This window comes from Natrinema limicola JCM 13563 (assembly GCF_000337475.1).
Classification (GTDB): domain Archaea; phylum Halobacteriota; class Halobacteria; order Halobacteriales; family Natrialbaceae; genus Natrinema; species Natrinema limicola.
Window position 1 is genome coordinate 78,256 of record NZ_AOIT01000065.1, and the last position, 15,941, is coordinate 94,196.

Genomic DNA, 15,941 nt, shown 5'->3' on the forward strand with positions numbered 1-15,941 from the left:
AGGCTGACCCGACTCACCACGACGTCGTCGTACGTGCCCTCGAGTTCTCGATGGCGGAAGGCTTCAACCTAGTCTTTTTCTTTCCACTCGCCGAGTTCGCGCGGGTCGACGTGGACGAATACATCGTCGACCTCGGGGATATCACGGATGTCCGCCGCGATCGTCGACTCGATGTCGTGCGCTTGCTGAAGCGTCAGGTCGCTCTCGACCTCGATATGCAAGCTGACGTCGACTTCCGGGCCGACGTAGTGGGCGACGACATCGTGGGCACCGTGAACGTCCGGATGAGCGAGCGCCCGCTCGCGTATCTCCTCGCGGAGTTCAGGTGGCGGCGCTGCACCGACGAGATAGTCGATGTTCTCGCTGACGATGTCATAGCCCGTATAGAGGATCCCCAGCGCGACCACGGCACCGGCCAACGGATCGAGGAGCGGGAAGCCTGCGGCGGCCCCCAAAACGCCCACAAGCGCCGCAGCTGCAGTGAGGATGTCGTTGCGGTTGTCGAGTGCCGTCGCGGTCGTCGCTGGTGAGTTGTATGCCTCGGCAACCCGCAGACAGTACCGGTAGAGCCCGTACTTCGCCACCGCACTCGAGACGAGCACACCGACCGCCCACGGACCAGCAACTACGGCATAGTCGCCCGCGACGAGCGTCGTAATCGATCGATAGAGGACGGTGCCGCCCGCAGCGAGGACGCCGGCGGCAACGAACAGCGAGACGAACGGCTCGATTCGCTCGTGGCCATGCGGGTGTTCGAAATCCGGGGGTTGGGTGGTAACGTACAGCCCAGCGAGCACGACGACGCTGTAGACCGCGTCGGAAATGCTGTTGACCGCTTCCGAGCCGACGGCGTAACTCCCGGTCGTCCACCACACTGTCCCCTTGGCAACGGCTAGCAAGAAATTCACCGCAAGGACGACGACCCCGACGCGTCGAACAGCATCTCGTCGGTCCATCGACTGGTGATTCCGCAGGGGTGCCGATAGTGCTTTTGCTACCAGTGGGGTCCAGTAACGGCCTCGGTACTGTCCACGCTCATGCCGAATTTGAGCAGGGATGTCGTCTCCTTCCTGCTACCGTACGTTCGGTATCGATCTGCTCGCTGCTCATATTCATCGAGACTGAACTAGTCTTGAAAAGTACAGTCTGCCATCATGCTCTTGATGGTGAGAGACGGTCCAAAACAGGAACGGAAACGCCTAAACTCGAATATGAATGTAAGTACCTCGAGCGAAGCAAAACACCGAGACGATACTGATACTGCCGGACAGAACGACGTGACGATCGGTCGCGCTGCTGCGGCCGTCGCCGGTGGAGACGGCCGCGAATCCGCGACCGACTTCGTATTGACTGCTGTCCGACAGTATGAATTCTGGATACAATCGGACGAACAGGAGTGAGACGGGGGAATTTCCGAATCGGTAGATTTCGTTTCTGTGATGAGTATGGGATGGAGGATAGAGTGCGGTTTCGATAGAGCCCCAACCCTAGAGACACGATCTAGAAACCGGTTTGTCAGGGTGCTGGCGCTCGTCAACACCGGTTTGCAATTCCGAAACGGAGTCCATGACGGCACATTCATAAATTAGTATACATAACGCTTAACAACCATTGTTGCATGGTAACAGTTGTGATGCAAGCAGTACTGCTAGAAGAGTTCCAAGAACCGCTGACCGTCCAAGACGTCGAACGCCCTGAACCGGAACCGGATGGTGCCGTTGCCGAAGTCATCGGCTGTGGCATCTGCCGATCCGACTGGCATTGCTGGCAGGGTGACTGGGACTGGTTCGGCTACCGACCCGACCCCCCACATGTTCTCGGCCACGAACCAACCGGGCGTATTGTCGCCGTCGGCGAAGACGTCGAAAACATTGAAGAGGGACAGGAGGTCGCCATCCCGTTTAATTTCGCCTGCGGGACGTGTGACCTCTGTCGAAACGGCCGAGAGAACATCTGTGAAAACCACATCGGCCTCGGGTTCATGAACGAGGCACCCGGGGCATTCGCCGAAGAAGTTCACATCCCCAACGCGGACATCAACGCCGTTCCGCTGCCGGACGGCATCGACGCTGAAGCGGCCGCCGGGATGGGCTGTCGGTTCATGACGTCCTTCCACGCAATGGCTCACCGGGCACCAGTACGCGCCGGTGACGATGTCGTCATCCACGGCTGTGGCGGTATCGGGCTGTCGGCAGTCCACATCGCAAACGCCCTCGGAGCGAACGTCATCGGTGTCGACCTCATGGACGAAAAACTGGACCGAGCAGAAGATCTCGGTGCCGTTGCCACCGTCAATGCAGCGGATGTCGACGACCCTGCTGCTGAGGTCAGAGATATTACGAACGGCGGAGCGGACGTTTCTGCGGACGCACTCGGTATCGAAACAACGTGCCAGAACGCAGTAAACTCGCTCCGGAAGGGCGGAACACACGTCCAGATCGGGCTGACGACCAGCGATGAAGCGGGCATGATTCCACTTCCGACTGACGAGTTCGTCGCCAAGGAAATCGAGTTCAAGGGATCGCTCGGGCTCCAGCCATCGCGGTACAGCGAGATGCTCGACATGGTCGAATCCAGCAAGCTGGATCCGACAGCACTGGTCGAAGAAACAGTCGACATCCACGAGGTGCCCGACGAACTGGCCGCAATGAGCGATTACAACACGATCGGCATTCCCGTCTGCAACGAGTTCAGCAGTTGATCCTCCGGCCACTTCCACCACTTTTTCGACAAGCGTGTGTGACAGTCGCGGACACGTGTCAGCGACCGCTCGAGCGTGCCACCCAGCTGCAGCCAACGAACGGATGAACGATCACGTGCAGTCGATTCAGCGCTGGTGTCGCAACTCCTCGAGCGTATCGATGTCCCTTGACACCCGGATCGTCAGTCGTAAGACAGGTACTATCGTCGCTTTCGATCAGGACGGGGCGACGGCCGACGTCGCCGTCGACGGCGAGAAGCGCGTCGAAGGGATGCGCGAGAAGTTCCCTGACTCGAGCCGAGTTCAGACGTTTCCAACGCTCGAGCGCCAATCAGGATCACTCGTCAGGAACCACGGCCGGATCACCGAGTCGAATCCCCATCGGGTCCGGTCCGGGCAGTTCGTGGCCGTGGACGTAGCCGAGGTACAGCGCGCTATTGACGATTCCAATGTGGCTGAACGCCTGTGGGTAGTTCCCGAGTTGTGCGCCAGTCTCGGGATCGATCTCCTCTGCGACGAGCCCCAGCGGATTCAGATACTCGAGCAGTGACTCGAACCGTGACCGGGCGTCCTCGACACGCCCGGAGAGTGCGAGTGCGTTGACGAACCAGCACGAACAGAGGACGAACGCGCCTTCGTTGCCAGGGAGCCCATCATCACCGTGGTAGCGAGCCACGAAGATGTCGTCCGTAACCAATCGCTCGTCGATCGCATCGATCGTCCCCTGAACGCGCTCGTCGTCGAAGGGCAAAAAGCCGACGACCGGTAGCAAAAGCGCCGTCGCATCGAGCACGCTCGTTCCGTAGGACTGGACAAACGCGCCGATCTCCTCGTCGTACCCGTTCTCGAGCACGTCCGCTCTGATCCGTTCGCGAGTCTCCTGCCAGCCCTCGAGCGGGGCATCCCGGTCGCGTTCACAAGCGAGTTCGATTCCGCGGTCGAGGGCGACCCAACACATCACTTTCGAATAGACGAAGTGTTTGTTCCCGCCGCGGACTTCCCAGATACCCGCATCGGGCTCGTCCCAGACGTCGCGGACGTAGTCGACGATGTCCCGAATTCGAACCCATTCGTCGTCGTTCAGTGCTCGACCACGCTGGCACATTTCATCGACGGCCAGCAGGAGCTCACCGTAGATATCGAGCTGTCGCTGCTGTGCTGCTTCGTTGCCGACCCGCACCGGCCGCGAGCCGCGATATCCCTCGAGGTGCTCGAGTTTCCGTTCTTCGAGGTCCGCCTCACCGTGAAGGCCATACAGCGGCTGGATTGTCTCTGGATCAGCCGTCTGACAGAGATCGACGAACCACTCGAAATAGTCGATCGCTTCGGCGACGGTCCCGAGGTTCATCAGCGCCTGGACGGTGAACCCAGCGTCGCGAAGCCAATTGAACCGATAGTCCCAGTTGCGGACGCCGCCGATGTCCTCCGGCAGCGACGTGGTCGGTGCGGCGGCGATCGCACCCGATTCGGCGTGTGTCAGGAGCTTGAGAACGAGCTCCGAACGAACGACGTCGTCGTGCCAGGGCCCTTCGAATGCGCAGTCGTCGTCGGGACCGCAGTGATGTCCCCACTCGGTCCAATACTCGATCGTTTCCTCCAACGCGGCGTCGGGGTCCGTGTTTGCGTCTTCGGCACCAGTACATCGGAGCAAGACCCACACCGTCTCGCCCGCCTCGAGCGAGAACTCGCCGGTGATTCGACCATCTTCGATCTCGAGGTCGACCGGGGTCTCGAGCAGTACCCGCTCGGCCTCGCTGGCGGCGAGCACACCGCCATCGACGGAGTCGAGCGTCGTCGCTGCGCGACCGTAGTCGAACTGCGGCTCGAGGTCGATTGCGAGGTCGACGGCTCCGTCCGTACAGGTGACTTTCCGGTAGAGGACTTTCTTCGGCTGGTCGACCTGTCCGGCCGGCGGCATGAAGTCGGTCAGCGTCGCTGTCCCGTCGGACGTGTGGAAGATCGTCTCGAGGACGTTCGTATCGTCGACGTACCGCCGGTTCGTCTCAAAACGGGTGGTCGGACCGATTCGGAACCGCCCCCCACGTTCGGCATCGAGGATCGCGGCGAGGATACTCGGCGACTCGAGGTGTGGAAAGGGGAACCAGTCGATCGAGCCGTTCGGTGCAACGAGCGCACACGTCTCGAGGTTGCCGATAACGCCGTAGGACTCGATCGGCAGGTATGCTTCGGGTTCAGGCATCGATATCACCTGCGACACGGCTCGAGCTGTCGAACGTAGCGCAACCGAACGACGAGCCGGGGAACATGGTATCCTGTTCGAGGGCGAGCACGAAAAAGGCGAAGCACACGCGACGTGAGAGACAGATCATGCGAGGAGTAGCACAAGGGGAGACCGTTCTATTGTGGAGCGTACCTATCGCAATCAGAGACCACGCTATCCGCGACCGCCGGCCAGTCGATCTGACTCCGGCAAGGACCGTAATCGAAGCATCGAGAGCGTCCCGATCAACGGCCCGATAGCGAGCGGGATAAACGCCCACCGCCAGCCGACGGCACGCTGGACGACGGGAATGAGCTGAATCGACCCGATGGTGATCAGAAAGCCGATAGCAGTCTGCAGCGTCAGCGCGGAGCCGACGTAGCTATCGTCTGCGAGTTCAGAGATCGCCGCGGAGAACTGCGCGGAGTCCGCGACGATGAAAAAGCCCCAGACGAGCACGAAGGGGGCGACGACGGTCAGCGACGAACCGTAGACCACGCCAGCGAGCAGACACGCACCTCCGGAGACGATCATCGACACACTGGTGACGACGGATCTCCCGGCACGATCCGCGGCCGATCCCGCGATCCACGCCCCGACACCGCCAATCGCGATCGTCCCGAACGCAAGCAGTGCCGCGTATCGCTCCGGGTTTGCCGTTCCGCTGGCCTCGAGGCTGGCGAGGAGATAGACCGGAATCCACGTCCAGACCGCGTAAAGCTCCCACATGTGGCCGAAGTAGCCAGTGTTTGCGAGGACGACGCCACGGTCGGTGACGATGCGGCGGATCGCGCTTGGATCAAAGGGAGCCGTCTCAGGCTGGTGGGGGCCGTCCTCGTAGGCCAGTACGAGGAGGCCGCCGATCGCTGCGATGGCGGCCGTTCCGTAGAGGACGACTCGCGGCTGTCCGATCCCGCTGACAGCCCGAAGAAGGTGTGGCGAGGCAGAGCCGACGGTGAGTGCGCCGACGAGGACGCCGATGGCGAGGCCCCGCCCCTTGACGAACCACGAGGCCATCATCTTCATCCCAGTCGGGTAGACGCCGGCCAGTGCGACGCCGGTGAGAAAGCGCAGGACGATCGCCGACACACCGCTCTCGACGACGCCAGCGATGAGGGCGGTCGCCGCCGCACCGGCAAACGCACAGCCTGCAAAGAGATATCGTGGTCGGATCACGTCGGCGATGGTGAGCGAAGCCGAGAGAAGCGCTCCGACGACGAATCCGAGTTGGACGGCATTGGTCAACCACGCCGTTTCGGCCGGCGTGAGATTCCACATCTCGGCCAATTCAGGTCCGACGGCACTCCCACTAAACCACAACGTCATCGCGAACAGTTCGGCAATTCCGACGAGAACAAGTGCGCGCCACTTGGTACCAACAACCATTGACATCTCCCGATACACAACGGATGACTAATATAAAAATGTGGCCGACCAATCAGGTCGTGTTCAGAAACGCTGATTCCATGCGAAGCTGACCGAGTTACGCCACTCGTCGGCGTTTCATAGAGTTTGCTGTCACTGTGTCTCGACGCATCCGCACGACGAGGTGTGGGTGCGTCGACACTGACTGATAGGAGCCCGCATTAGTTTCGGTGTTGCTGAAACAGTTTGAAAACGCGGGAGTTCGGTGTTTTATTTCTCTGAAGACACGTTTGACAGCACCCCGGGACACGCAGAAAGCGTGACGCCTCACCCGTCACTCCGTATCTGAACAGCGCCGTTCGAACGCTCACTTCCGAAACGTCACGGCAGCCTCGTTCAGCCGCGCCGCAATGCGGCTCGCGGTGATCCGCAGCTGCTCGCGAGCAGCACCGCCGTCGGTCCTGCAGGCAAGTGGGGGCGCTCTGTTGTCTTGCGTTCGCTCTTCATACGTGCGAGGTAGCTCGAGACGACCGACGAGAGGCACATCGATACCGGGCGGTCGTCCCGAATCACCATCGTCATCCATCGACCCGAGGGCTGGCTCGAGTGGGATGCGACCCAGAACGGGAACGTCGAACTGGTCGGCCAGGTCGTCGGCACCGCCGGTCCCGAAGATGTCGTGAAGCGACTCGCAATCCGGACACTCGAATCCGGCCATGTTCTCGACGATTCCCAACACCGGTGTGTCGTGACGTGCGAAGCCAACGAGGCCGCGAGCAGCGTCGTCGACCGCGACTTCCTGTGGTGTGGTCACGATGACGGCACCGGCGACGGGGAAGTGCTGCACCAGCGAGAGGTGTGCGTCTCCGGTACCCGGTGGCAAGTCGACGATCAAGTAGTCCAGTTTGCCCCACTGGACGTCGCCGAACAGTTGTTTGATGAACTCGTCGACGAGCGGGCCGCGCCAGATGATTGGGTCGTCCTCGCCGGTGATGAACTCCATGCTCATCGTCCGAACGCCGTAGGCCTCGCGCGGGACCATCTCGTCGTCGCTCGTTGCGTTGGGTCGTCGCTCATCGAGGCCGAGCAGCGTCGGCGCATTCGGCCCGTATACGTCGGCATCAAGCAGGCCGACGGCCGCGCCCGCATCCGCCAGCGCAACCGCGAGGTTCGCTGCGATAGTGCTCTTGCCGACGCCACCCTTGCCCGATGCGACGGCGACGACGTTTTTCACGCCGGGGAGCATATCGATGCGCTCCCTTGGATCGGCAGCGCTGGCCTGGAAGTCGATGTCGGCCGACTCGACGCCAGCGACGGACTCAGCGGCAGCCACCACGTCCATGGCGAGCTGGTCGCGGAGCGTCTGGCTCGGCACCGGAAGCGAGATTTCGACCGACGCCACGCCGTCGCGTACGATGACGTCACTAATGCCATCGATCGCTGCGAGGTCGGCAGAGAGGTCTTCGGTTCCCACGCCCGCCGAGGCGATAGCCTCCCGGACGGCTGCAGCGGTATCGTCCCGCTGACTGGCATCGGCTGACGCTGTCGGCACCCCATCGTTCCGCCCGGCGTGAGGAGTCTCGTCGGAGTCTGCCATCGCGGGTCAGTCCTCACCCTGCGGGCCGAACTCGTCCGGATCCCATCGCTGCTCGCGACCGACCGGGCCGTCCAGATACCAGGCGTCGTCCTCACCGGGATCAGACGGTGGTGCGATCGGCCGTTTGAGCCACTTCGGTCGGCGCTTCCCGTCCGTCCCATCAACCGGCTGGGTCTTCTCGACCCACTCACGGTAGATTTCCATGGCGCGGTCGGTGTCGACGTAGACATCGCCGTAGTAGTCGTCGTCTTTCGCAGGCCGAACCCGGACTTTCTGGTGCCAGCAGTGCATTCCCGAGATGGGATCAGGGTGGGGGGCATGCGTGAGATTCTGTGGAACGCCGCCGTCGGTCCACCAGACCCTCGCGGAGTCGGGATCATCGCTCTCGAACGGCTCGATGCCGGACTGCTGGCGCATTCCCCACTGGCTATTCTCGTCTTTCAAGTCGACCGTGACCTTCCCGTAGGGATCACCGCCCTCGTCGAAGTCCCCGTCAGCCTCGGTCTCACGGGCAGCGCCCGTTCGACTGTCCGAGGCGCGGTGCGCCTCGCTATCACCATCACGGTCGATTTTCCACTGCCCCATGTGGTGGCTCATCGCGGCGATTCCGGGCTTGATGGACTCAGTAACCCACACTTCGTTGACGTAGTAGCCAATCTCGGTCTCCACGCGCGCGAGGTCGCCTGTCTCGACGCCCAGTCGCTCGGCGTCCGTGCGATGCAGCCAGACCGGGTTGTTGTGTGAGATTTCCTCGAGCCACTTGGAGTTCGACGACCGGGTGTGAATCGCCGTCGGCAGGCGGAACGTCGGCACGAGTACCATCTCGCCGTTCTCGTAGTCGATATTTTCGGGGTGGACGTGGCTTTTCAGGTAATGAGGGATGGTATATTCCTCGTCGTCCCAGCCCCACTCAGCGAGCGTCTTCGAGTAGAACTGCTGTTTGCCGGTCGGCGAGGGGAACCCACGTTTCGGTTCGCCGTCGACGACCACGCCGAGCACCTGCGTCTCGAGGTCCGAGACCCCTCCGTGTGGAATCGTGTCGTACCCTTCAGGATGATCGGCCCCCTCATCGATTTCGGCCGACTGCGCCGCCCCTTCCGGGATGGAGATGTCGGCGTCCTCGTCCAGTACCCGGTGGATGGTCCCGTACTCGTCGACGACCACGTCGTCGTCCTCGAGCAGCGCCGGATCGAGTGGCTCCTCATGGAGTTCGTAGTCGTTCTCGCTGGCCTCGAACGCCCCGTGGTGTTTCATGTACTCGAGGGGTTCCATGCCGGCTTCCTCGGCGGCCTCGACGAGGTTCTCCTCGTGCTCGAAGACGTAGCGGTAGTACTCGTCGACGGTCATCTGCGGGGGTTCGTCGGCGGCCTCGTCACTGCTCGAGGCCCCTCGCTCGGCTGCGCTGTCGTCTCGCTGTGTCGCCGCACCGCCGTTTGCTGCGGCCGTCTCGCCATCTCGATAGGGGCTCTCGAAGTGCTCCCGGATACCCAGGTCGCCGTCCTCGTCGACGCGCCAGGAGAGGTCCATCCAGAACTCGTCTTCCTCCCAGACTTCGCCCGGATTGGCCTCGTAGGTGCGCTCGATGTCCTCGCCCTCGCGCTCGGCGAACTCCCGCTGGACGGGCTGTCGGTACGTGACCCACGTCGCGGCGTGGGTCTCCTGACTCTGGATGTCGTGGCGTTCGGGACTGTGGCCCATCGGCAGGACGTAGTCCGCGAAGTACGCCGTCTCGTTCCAGGTGGGCGTCAGCGCGACGTGCATTCCGACTTTGTCCTCGTCGCTCAGCGCCTCGATCCAAGAGAACCCGTCGGGATAGGTGTAGACGGGGTTGAACACGCGGGTGAAATACACCGACAGCTTGCCACGACCCTCCTTGAGGAAGTACGGCAGGAGCTGGCTCATCTCGTAGTGAGCGAACGGCCACTCCGGCGGTAACTGAAGTTCGTCCCAGAGCCGCTGACGCGGTGGCTCCTTCGGGAGTTCCGGCTCGAACTTGTGCCAGGCGTTGGGCGAGGTGCCACCTTTCGTGCCAACGCTGCCGGTGAGTACGGACAGGAAGTGCAGTGCCCGACTGACCTGCCAACCACCTTCGTTCCCCGACGCCGCCGAGCGCCAGATGTGGCTGGCAAAGCGCGAGCCGGCGATACCGATTTTCCGGCCCACTTTCTCGATGGTGGCGGCGTCGACACCGCTCTCGGCCTCGGCGTACTCTGGTGTAAACTCCGCGTACGTGTCCCGAAGCACGTCGAGGTACGTCTCGAACGTCCGCTCGTAGCCGGGATATTCCTCGTCGAGGAACTGCTGCCAGTTCACCCAGTGAGAGAGGAATTCCTCGTCGTAGAGTCCCTCCTGAAGGATGACGTTCGCCATCGCCAGCAAGACCGCGGCTTCGCTGCCAGGCTGGGTAGGCAGCCAGTAATCGGACATGGCAGCGGTGTTCGACAGCCGCGGATCAAGCACCGCGAGCTGGCCGCCCTCCATGACGCCCTCGATGATGCGCTGGGCGTGGGGGTTGAAGTAGTGGCCCGACTCGAGGTGAGCGGACAATAGCAGGATGAACTCGGCGTTAGCGAAGTCCGCGCTCGGCCGGTCGTACTTCTGCCAGAAGGCATAGCCCGCCCGGGCACCCGCCGAGCAGATGTTCGTGTGAGAGTTGTGTCCGTCCAGCCCCCAAGCGTTGATGACCCGGTCCATGTATCCTTCGTGGCCGGGCCGGCCGACGTGATAGGTGATCTCGTTTTCGCGGCCGTCGATGATGGTCTCGCGCATCTCGCTGGCGATGTCCTCGAGGGCGTCGTCCCAGGAGACGCGGATCCACTCGCCGCTCCCGCGTGGGCCATCACGCTTGAGCGGATAGCGGATGCGCTGGGGATCGTTGATCTGGTTGATCGTTGCCGGCCCCTTCGCGCAGTTGCGCCCTCGACTTCCGGGGTGTTCGGGGTTGCCCTCGATCTTGCGGATATCGCCGGTCTCCTTGTCAATGTAAGTGAGTAGCCCACAGCCGGCTTCGCAGTTGAAACAGGCCGTCGGGACGACCGAGTATTCCTTCGGGAGGCCCTCAGACTCGTACTCGACCCAGTCGTGCCACTGCTCGGGATCGGGATATGAGCCGAGCTCACCTTCAGGAGCAATACGATCGACACCATCTACGCCGCGGCGCTGTCGCTGTTTTTTCGTTTCCTCTGTCCGGTTCGAGATGACACCGAGTCGTTCGGCGAGTTTCTCGATACGGCTCGGATCGAATTCGTGTCCCATGATTAGGCGAGTGAAATGGTCTGTGGGGCGGTTATCCAGCAATACTCGAAGGCGAACAGCCCAGCAAGTGCGAGCGCGCCGGCGACTGCGGCGAGGATCGGCAAACCGACGGCCAGCGCCACAAGCGGCAACAGGATGCCGACGACAACGCCACCGACCCAGAACGCTGTCCGGAATCGGCCACGTGTGATTCGTGCAGCGGCCTCCTCGGCGTCCTCGGTCTGATGGGGCGTGAAGATCTCAGAGGCGACCAGCACGGCATGGCCGACGAGGCCGGCACCGAGTGCCAGCGCCGACGGCCCGACCATCGCTTCGAACCACGGCACGCCAGCGACGCCGAGGATCACCAGCGTCGCGCTGCCGCCGACGACCGACTGCGTGAACATGTGCAACGGCATCGCGGGACTCTGCCAGAGGTCACGCCCTTTCGATTGGCTGAACAGGAACGCCGTGTAGACCGCCGTCGCCGCGCCGAGGACGGCGGCGACACCCAGTGAGAGTGGGCTGACGATGGCCTCGATTCCGAGGAGCGCCCCCAGCACGACGAGCCCGAGATACGCGCCAGTTGCGGAAATGATGTAGGCACCCTTCACGAGCCAAGAGTTCCAGTTCGGCCGCAACAGCACCCAGTGAAACCGCGTTGGCTGCTCGAGGTCCAGGATGAGGAGGACACCGGTCGCCGCCAGAAACAGCCCGCTGACGACCGCACTCGCGCCGAAGGCGGCCACGTTGGGGTCGGCCAGCCCGAACAGCATGAACAGCGCCGGGAGCATGAGCGCCCCGGCGGCGATCCCCTTCGTCCACGTGTAGGAGTACACCTCCCACCCCCAGGAGCCGTAGTGGCTCTCGCCGATGTCGTAGACCCGCGTTGCCTCCTCGTGGAGGAGTTCGTACGCACGCTCGGTGCGGCTCGTGTTGTCCTCGTCATCACGTGTCCGTCCGGACGGTTCGGTGGCGTAGCCACCGTCGGACTGGTAGCCGCCGTCCGACTGCCGGTCTGCGGTCCGGGTGGCGTCAGAGCTGTCAGTGGTCCCTCCCTCGCCACACGCACAGGAGTCACAACCACACTCCTCTCGCCCACCGTCCGCGCGGGCCTCCGAGTCGTCCGATCCGTCGGCATCCCCAAGTGAGACATCCGACGCCGCGAGCGACTCGGCCGCCTTCTCGAGGTCGAAATCGGGAACCGAGCCGCCCTCGGTCTCGACGTGATGGGGCGCGTCGCTCCACATGTAGTGTTTCTCGCGGGCGGTCGTCCCCGGGGTGGTACTGCCCTCGTCGCCGTCGACGTAGAACAGCTTCGGCTCGGTTCCCTTCTCGGGTTTGCGGGCCTGAACCTCCTCGCGGGAGATCGTACGCGCGATTTCTGTGTCGGGATTCTCGAGATCACCAGCGAGAATCGCGTCCTCGGGACAGACGGTGACGCAGGCCGGCTCGCGGCCAGTGTCGACTCGGTGACTGCAGTAGTTACACTTCGCTGCCGTCTCCGAGTTCGGGTCGATGTAGAGCGCGTCGTACGGACACCCCTGCATGCAGGCCTTGCAGCCGATACAGCGCTCCGGATCGAAGTCGACGATCCCATCCTCGCGCTCCCACAGCGCGGTTACGGGACAGACGTCGGTACACGGAGAGTCTGCACAGTGGTTACACCGCATCACCGAGAAGTTGCGATTCGTATTGGGAAACTCACCTTTTTCGATATACTTGACCCACGTCTTGTTCACGCCGATCGGATCGTCGTGTTCACCCTTACAGGCCACCGTGCAGGCATGACAGCCGATACACCGCCTGTTGTCGATAACGAAGCCATAGTTCGTGATTGAGACCACCTCTGTTGGTTCGTGGCAACAATCAACGTGCGTCAAGATAACACTTAAAACTTGCGCGGGTTGCACAATATACCGAATAAAGAGCATTTCAGTCGGCGGGACGACCCGAATCAGCGCCACCGCTTCTCGGTCGTCAGCCGACCATCACTGTCTGAGAGCAGTGATACCGCCGCGAATATCAGCATACACGACTGAGAATGACACTCAATTTTCAATGGTACGAAACTTTATCCGCCTGTGCGCGGTAGATAACGTTGTACGAGGCCGGCAAGACACATGAGTACAGACTACGACATCACCGAAACGGCCGACGTCAAAGGGCTGAATTGCCCAATGCCGGTCGTGAAGGCGAAGCAGGCAGTCGACAGTCTCGAGCCAGGAGACGTCCTTGCGGTCATCGCGACCGACCCCGGAAGTATGTCCGACATCAAAGGGTGGGCGAACTCGACGGACGGGGTAGAGCTCCTCGAACAAACTGAGGGCGACGAGGGCGGTGAGACCGTCTATCGACATTACGTCCGGAGGACAACGACATGAGCACCGATTCGCCGACCGCGTTCGAGCACATGGCCGACACAGGGATCCAACTATTGGTGTAACAATGCCAGCAATTGACAAGATCGGTATCATCGTGTACAGTGACGATCCGAAAAGCCTCGCCATGGCCATGAACCTCGGTCAGGTTGCTCTGGCGATGGACACGGAGGTAGTCGTCTACTTCACGTTCGACGGCCTCACACATCTGATGGCGGGCGAAAAGGACCTCGGCGACTTCGAGCGAATGGTCGAGGCGGGCGTGCCAGACCCCTACGAGATGCTCGGAGATTTCGTCGAAACCGGGGGCGACCTCGTCACGACCGTCGCCTGTACGACGACCATCGACATGCTCGGCTGGGACCGTGAGGGGATGGACGACTCGGTGACGACCGAGTTCGCCGGTGCGGCCGCGTTCCTCGACGAAACGTCGGACGCTGCCCACGTGTTCAGCTTCGGATAGGTATACGGTCTGCTGTCAGTCAGTTCCGGTGCATCCGCGACCCGTCCTGCGGTTGCACCGATAAATCGGTACAGCAGACCGTATGACAGGAGTCCGTATCAATCGCCCGTCATCGCCTCTTGGGTTGCAGCGCAGTTGTTCGGGCCAAGCTCTAACTCGAATGCACGGTCGTCGTCGACGTCTTGCTGGCCGAGATTCGTCGCGATGATCTCCTCGAAGTTGGCCGGCCGTGGCGGCATATCCGACAGGATGAACTCGACGAACTCGTCGCGGTCCATCGACAGCGCCGCCATGCGGTCCGCGAGGTCGCCCAGCCGCGCCGTGTAGGTCTCGTCCGACGCTGGCTCGGCCGCGTCGCTGAAGTGCCCTGGCGCGATGATGGTATCGTTCGGCAGCGACATGATCTCCTGTAAGATATCGTATAGTTGGCGGGCGGCATCGGACGCACCCTCGGCTCCCTCTTCCAGATCCGGCCGCGCGACGCTCTCCGTAAACAGGCCGTCGCCCGTCAGCAACACACCGTCGTCGACGAGGAACGAAGTCATCCCCGTCGTATGCCCTGGTGTCGCGCGAACCTCGATAGTGGCGTCGCCCACTGAGAGAACGTCTTCGTCCTCGACGACGCGATCTACATCGTACTCGACACCTCGCTCGATGGCGCGTTGTGACAGCACGACGGTGGCACCGGTCTGCGCTGCGACCTCGCGAACGCCGCTGACGTGGTCCGCGTGGACGTGCGTATCAATTGCGTACGTCAGGTTGACATCGAGATCATCCGCGAGATCGACATAGAAGTCGACGAACGCCCGGAGTGGATCGACGAGCGCTCCCTCGCCATCGTGGTGAACGAGATAGGAGAGACACCCGCTCGAGGGACGCTGGAACTGCAGCACAGTTGCCGGACCGGGCGCGCGCGATACCTCGACGACGTCGTAGCTGCGAGCCCAGCCGTTCATCCCATCGGCCATGTTTACCGCGTCGATATCGTGCTCGAGGAGCGTTCCAGCGACGAAGTGGCTCGAGCCACCCTTCGCGCAGACGGTGACGACCGGATTGCCCTCCGGGACCCGCTCGAGAAGTTCGTCGTCGCCATCGTCGAGGAACTCGTAGTACGGGATATTCACCGTCGTGACATCGTCGTCCTCGATATGCCACTCCTCGTACTCGTCTTCTGCACGGACATCGAGGATGGTCACCTGTTCGCCCGCGGCAATACGGTCGCGAAGTTCCGCCGGCTCGATGGACGTCACCTCGATGTCCTCGGGAAGGTACTCCGCCAGTTCTTCTGGTCCAGGCATGCTATACTCTACCACAGAGATCGTCTTAAGATCTTTCTCAGACCGTTTGAGTGGTTGAAAATCGAGTGCATGGCGAGATATCGTATTTTTCGAGACCGGCATCAAAACGTGAGATCGAATAGATACCCGGAATTTCCGACCGGGACACGATGAACGAGTCCACACAGTAGCCGATCTGTTGTGCGATCGGAGAGTTTCTCGGACGACAGACGTATCAGCGATCCGTTACCGAACCACCGACTCGGATTTGGAGTGACGGCCCCAGTTACGATGGGAAGCGAAGTATGCAGCGAGCACCGCCGAGCCAATTCCGACCGGGACGCCACCGAATAGCATCGCTGCCGCGAGTCCGATCGCCTGCATTGAGAGTACGATCATGGCAAGCCCACCACCACCGAGGAATCCGAGTATCGCTGCGACCGTCGCCCAGAACCGTCGCGACGTTTCCGGAGACGCCGTGCCAGTGGTGGTTCGCTCCTCCCAGTAGGAGAGACCTAGATATGTAAGCGGGACCAAGGCGACGCCGGCGATGATCCCGGCAGGCAAGCCCAGTATCGCGGACGGCCAGATGTAGGGCTCGAGTGCGACTGTCACACCGATCCCGACGGCGAGAAAGCCGAATACACCTGCGAGGAGACTTCCAAGACGTTTGATCCATTTGCCCATAGATTCCATTCACGG

12 protein-coding genes are annotated in these 15,941 nt (G+C 61.9%); 4 read left to right on the top strand and 8 right to left on the bottom strand.

The annotated features are described in order from the left end of the window. Window positions 1-68 precede the first annotated feature (68 nt). Window positions 69-956, bottom strand: a complete 888-nt coding sequence (locus tag C476_RS15635) for a cation diffusion facilitator family transporter (RefSeq protein WP_008014656.1) — start codon at window positions 954-956, stop codon at window positions 69-71. 255 nt (window positions 957-1,211) lie between these two features. Between C476_RS15635 and C476_RS15640 the strand changes: the two genes are divergently transcribed. Continuing rightward, the gene (locus tag C476_RS15640) at window positions 1,212-1,400 is read left to right on the top strand and encodes a hypothetical protein (RefSeq protein ID WP_008014657.1); all 189 of its coding nucleotides are present in this window, start codon (window positions 1,212-1,214) and stop codon (window positions 1,398-1,400) included. A gap of 233 nt (window positions 1,401-1,633) precedes the next feature. Further along, window positions 1,634-2,701, top strand: a complete 1,068-nt coding sequence (locus C476_RS15645) for a zinc-dependent alcohol dehydrogenase family protein (RefSeq protein WP_008014659.1) — start codon at window positions 1,634-1,636, stop codon at window positions 2,699-2,701. A gap of 337 nt (window positions 2,702-3,038) precedes the next feature. Here C476_RS15645 and C476_RS15655 read toward each other — a convergent pair whose 3' ends face one another. From C476_RS15655 to C476_RS15675, 5 genes are all read right to left on the bottom strand, one after another. Next, window positions 3,039-4,901, bottom strand: coding sequence for a glycoside hydrolase family 15 protein (locus C476_RS15655; RefSeq protein ID WP_008014663.1), 1,863 nt, complete (start codon window positions 4,899-4,901; stop codon window positions 3,039-3,041). 195 nt (window positions 4,902-5,096) lie between these two features. Continuing rightward, window positions 5,097-6,314: an MFS transporter gene (locus C476_RS15660; RefSeq protein WP_049911963.1), complete on the bottom strand. Its 1,218-nt coding sequence runs from the start codon at window positions 6,312-6,314 to the stop codon at window positions 5,097-5,099. A 340-nt stretch (window positions 6,315-6,654) separates the two neighbouring features. Further along, on the bottom strand, window positions 6,655-7,884 hold the full coding sequence (locus C476_RS15665; protein ID WP_008014667.1) for an Mrp/NBP35 family ATP-binding protein: 1,230 nt from the start codon (window positions 7,882-7,884) through the stop codon (window positions 6,655-6,657). 6 nt (window positions 7,885-7,890) lie between these two features. Beyond that, on the bottom strand, window positions 7,891-11,139 hold the full coding sequence (locus C476_RS15670; RefSeq protein ID WP_008014668.1) for a molybdopterin-dependent oxidoreductase: 3,249 nt from the start codon (window positions 11,137-11,139) through the stop codon (window positions 7,891-7,893). A 2-nt stretch (window positions 11,140-11,141) separates the two neighbouring features. Continuing rightward, the gene (locus tag C476_RS15675) at window positions 11,142-12,965 is read right to left on the bottom strand and encodes a 4Fe-4S dicluster domain-containing protein (RefSeq protein ID WP_049911964.1); all 1,824 of its coding nucleotides are present in this window, start codon (window positions 12,963-12,965) and stop codon (window positions 11,142-11,144) included. Window positions 12,966-13,241: 276 nt separating this feature from the next. On the opposite strand from C476_RS15675, the gene C476_RS15680 reads away from it, so the two are divergent. Together C476_RS15680 and C476_RS15685 are read left to right on the top strand one after the other, a co-directional pair. Continuing rightward, complete coding sequence (locus C476_RS15680) at window positions 13,242-13,502, top strand: sulfurtransferase TusA family protein (RefSeq protein ID WP_008014672.1); 261 nt, start codon at window positions 13,242-13,244, stop codon at window positions 13,500-13,502. 64 nt (window positions 13,503-13,566) lie between these two features. Further along, entirely contained in the window at window positions 13,567-13,962 is a 396-nt protein-coding gene (locus C476_RS15685; protein ID WP_008014674.1) for a DsrE family protein, read from the top strand. 98 nt (window positions 13,963-14,060) lie between these two features. Here the strand turns inward: C476_RS15685 and C476_RS15690 are convergent, their stop codons facing one another. Further along, complete coding sequence (locus C476_RS15690; protein ID WP_008014676.1) at window positions 14,061-15,260, bottom strand: MBL fold metallo-hydrolase; 1,200 nt, start codon at window positions 15,258-15,260, stop codon at window positions 14,061-14,063. Window positions 15,261-15,485: 225 nt separating this feature from the next. Then, window positions 15,486-15,926, bottom strand: coding sequence for a hypothetical protein (locus tag C476_RS15695; protein ID WP_049911965.1), 441 nt, complete (start codon window positions 15,924-15,926; stop codon window positions 15,486-15,488). Between the last annotated feature and the right edge of the window lie 15 nt (window positions 15,927-15,941).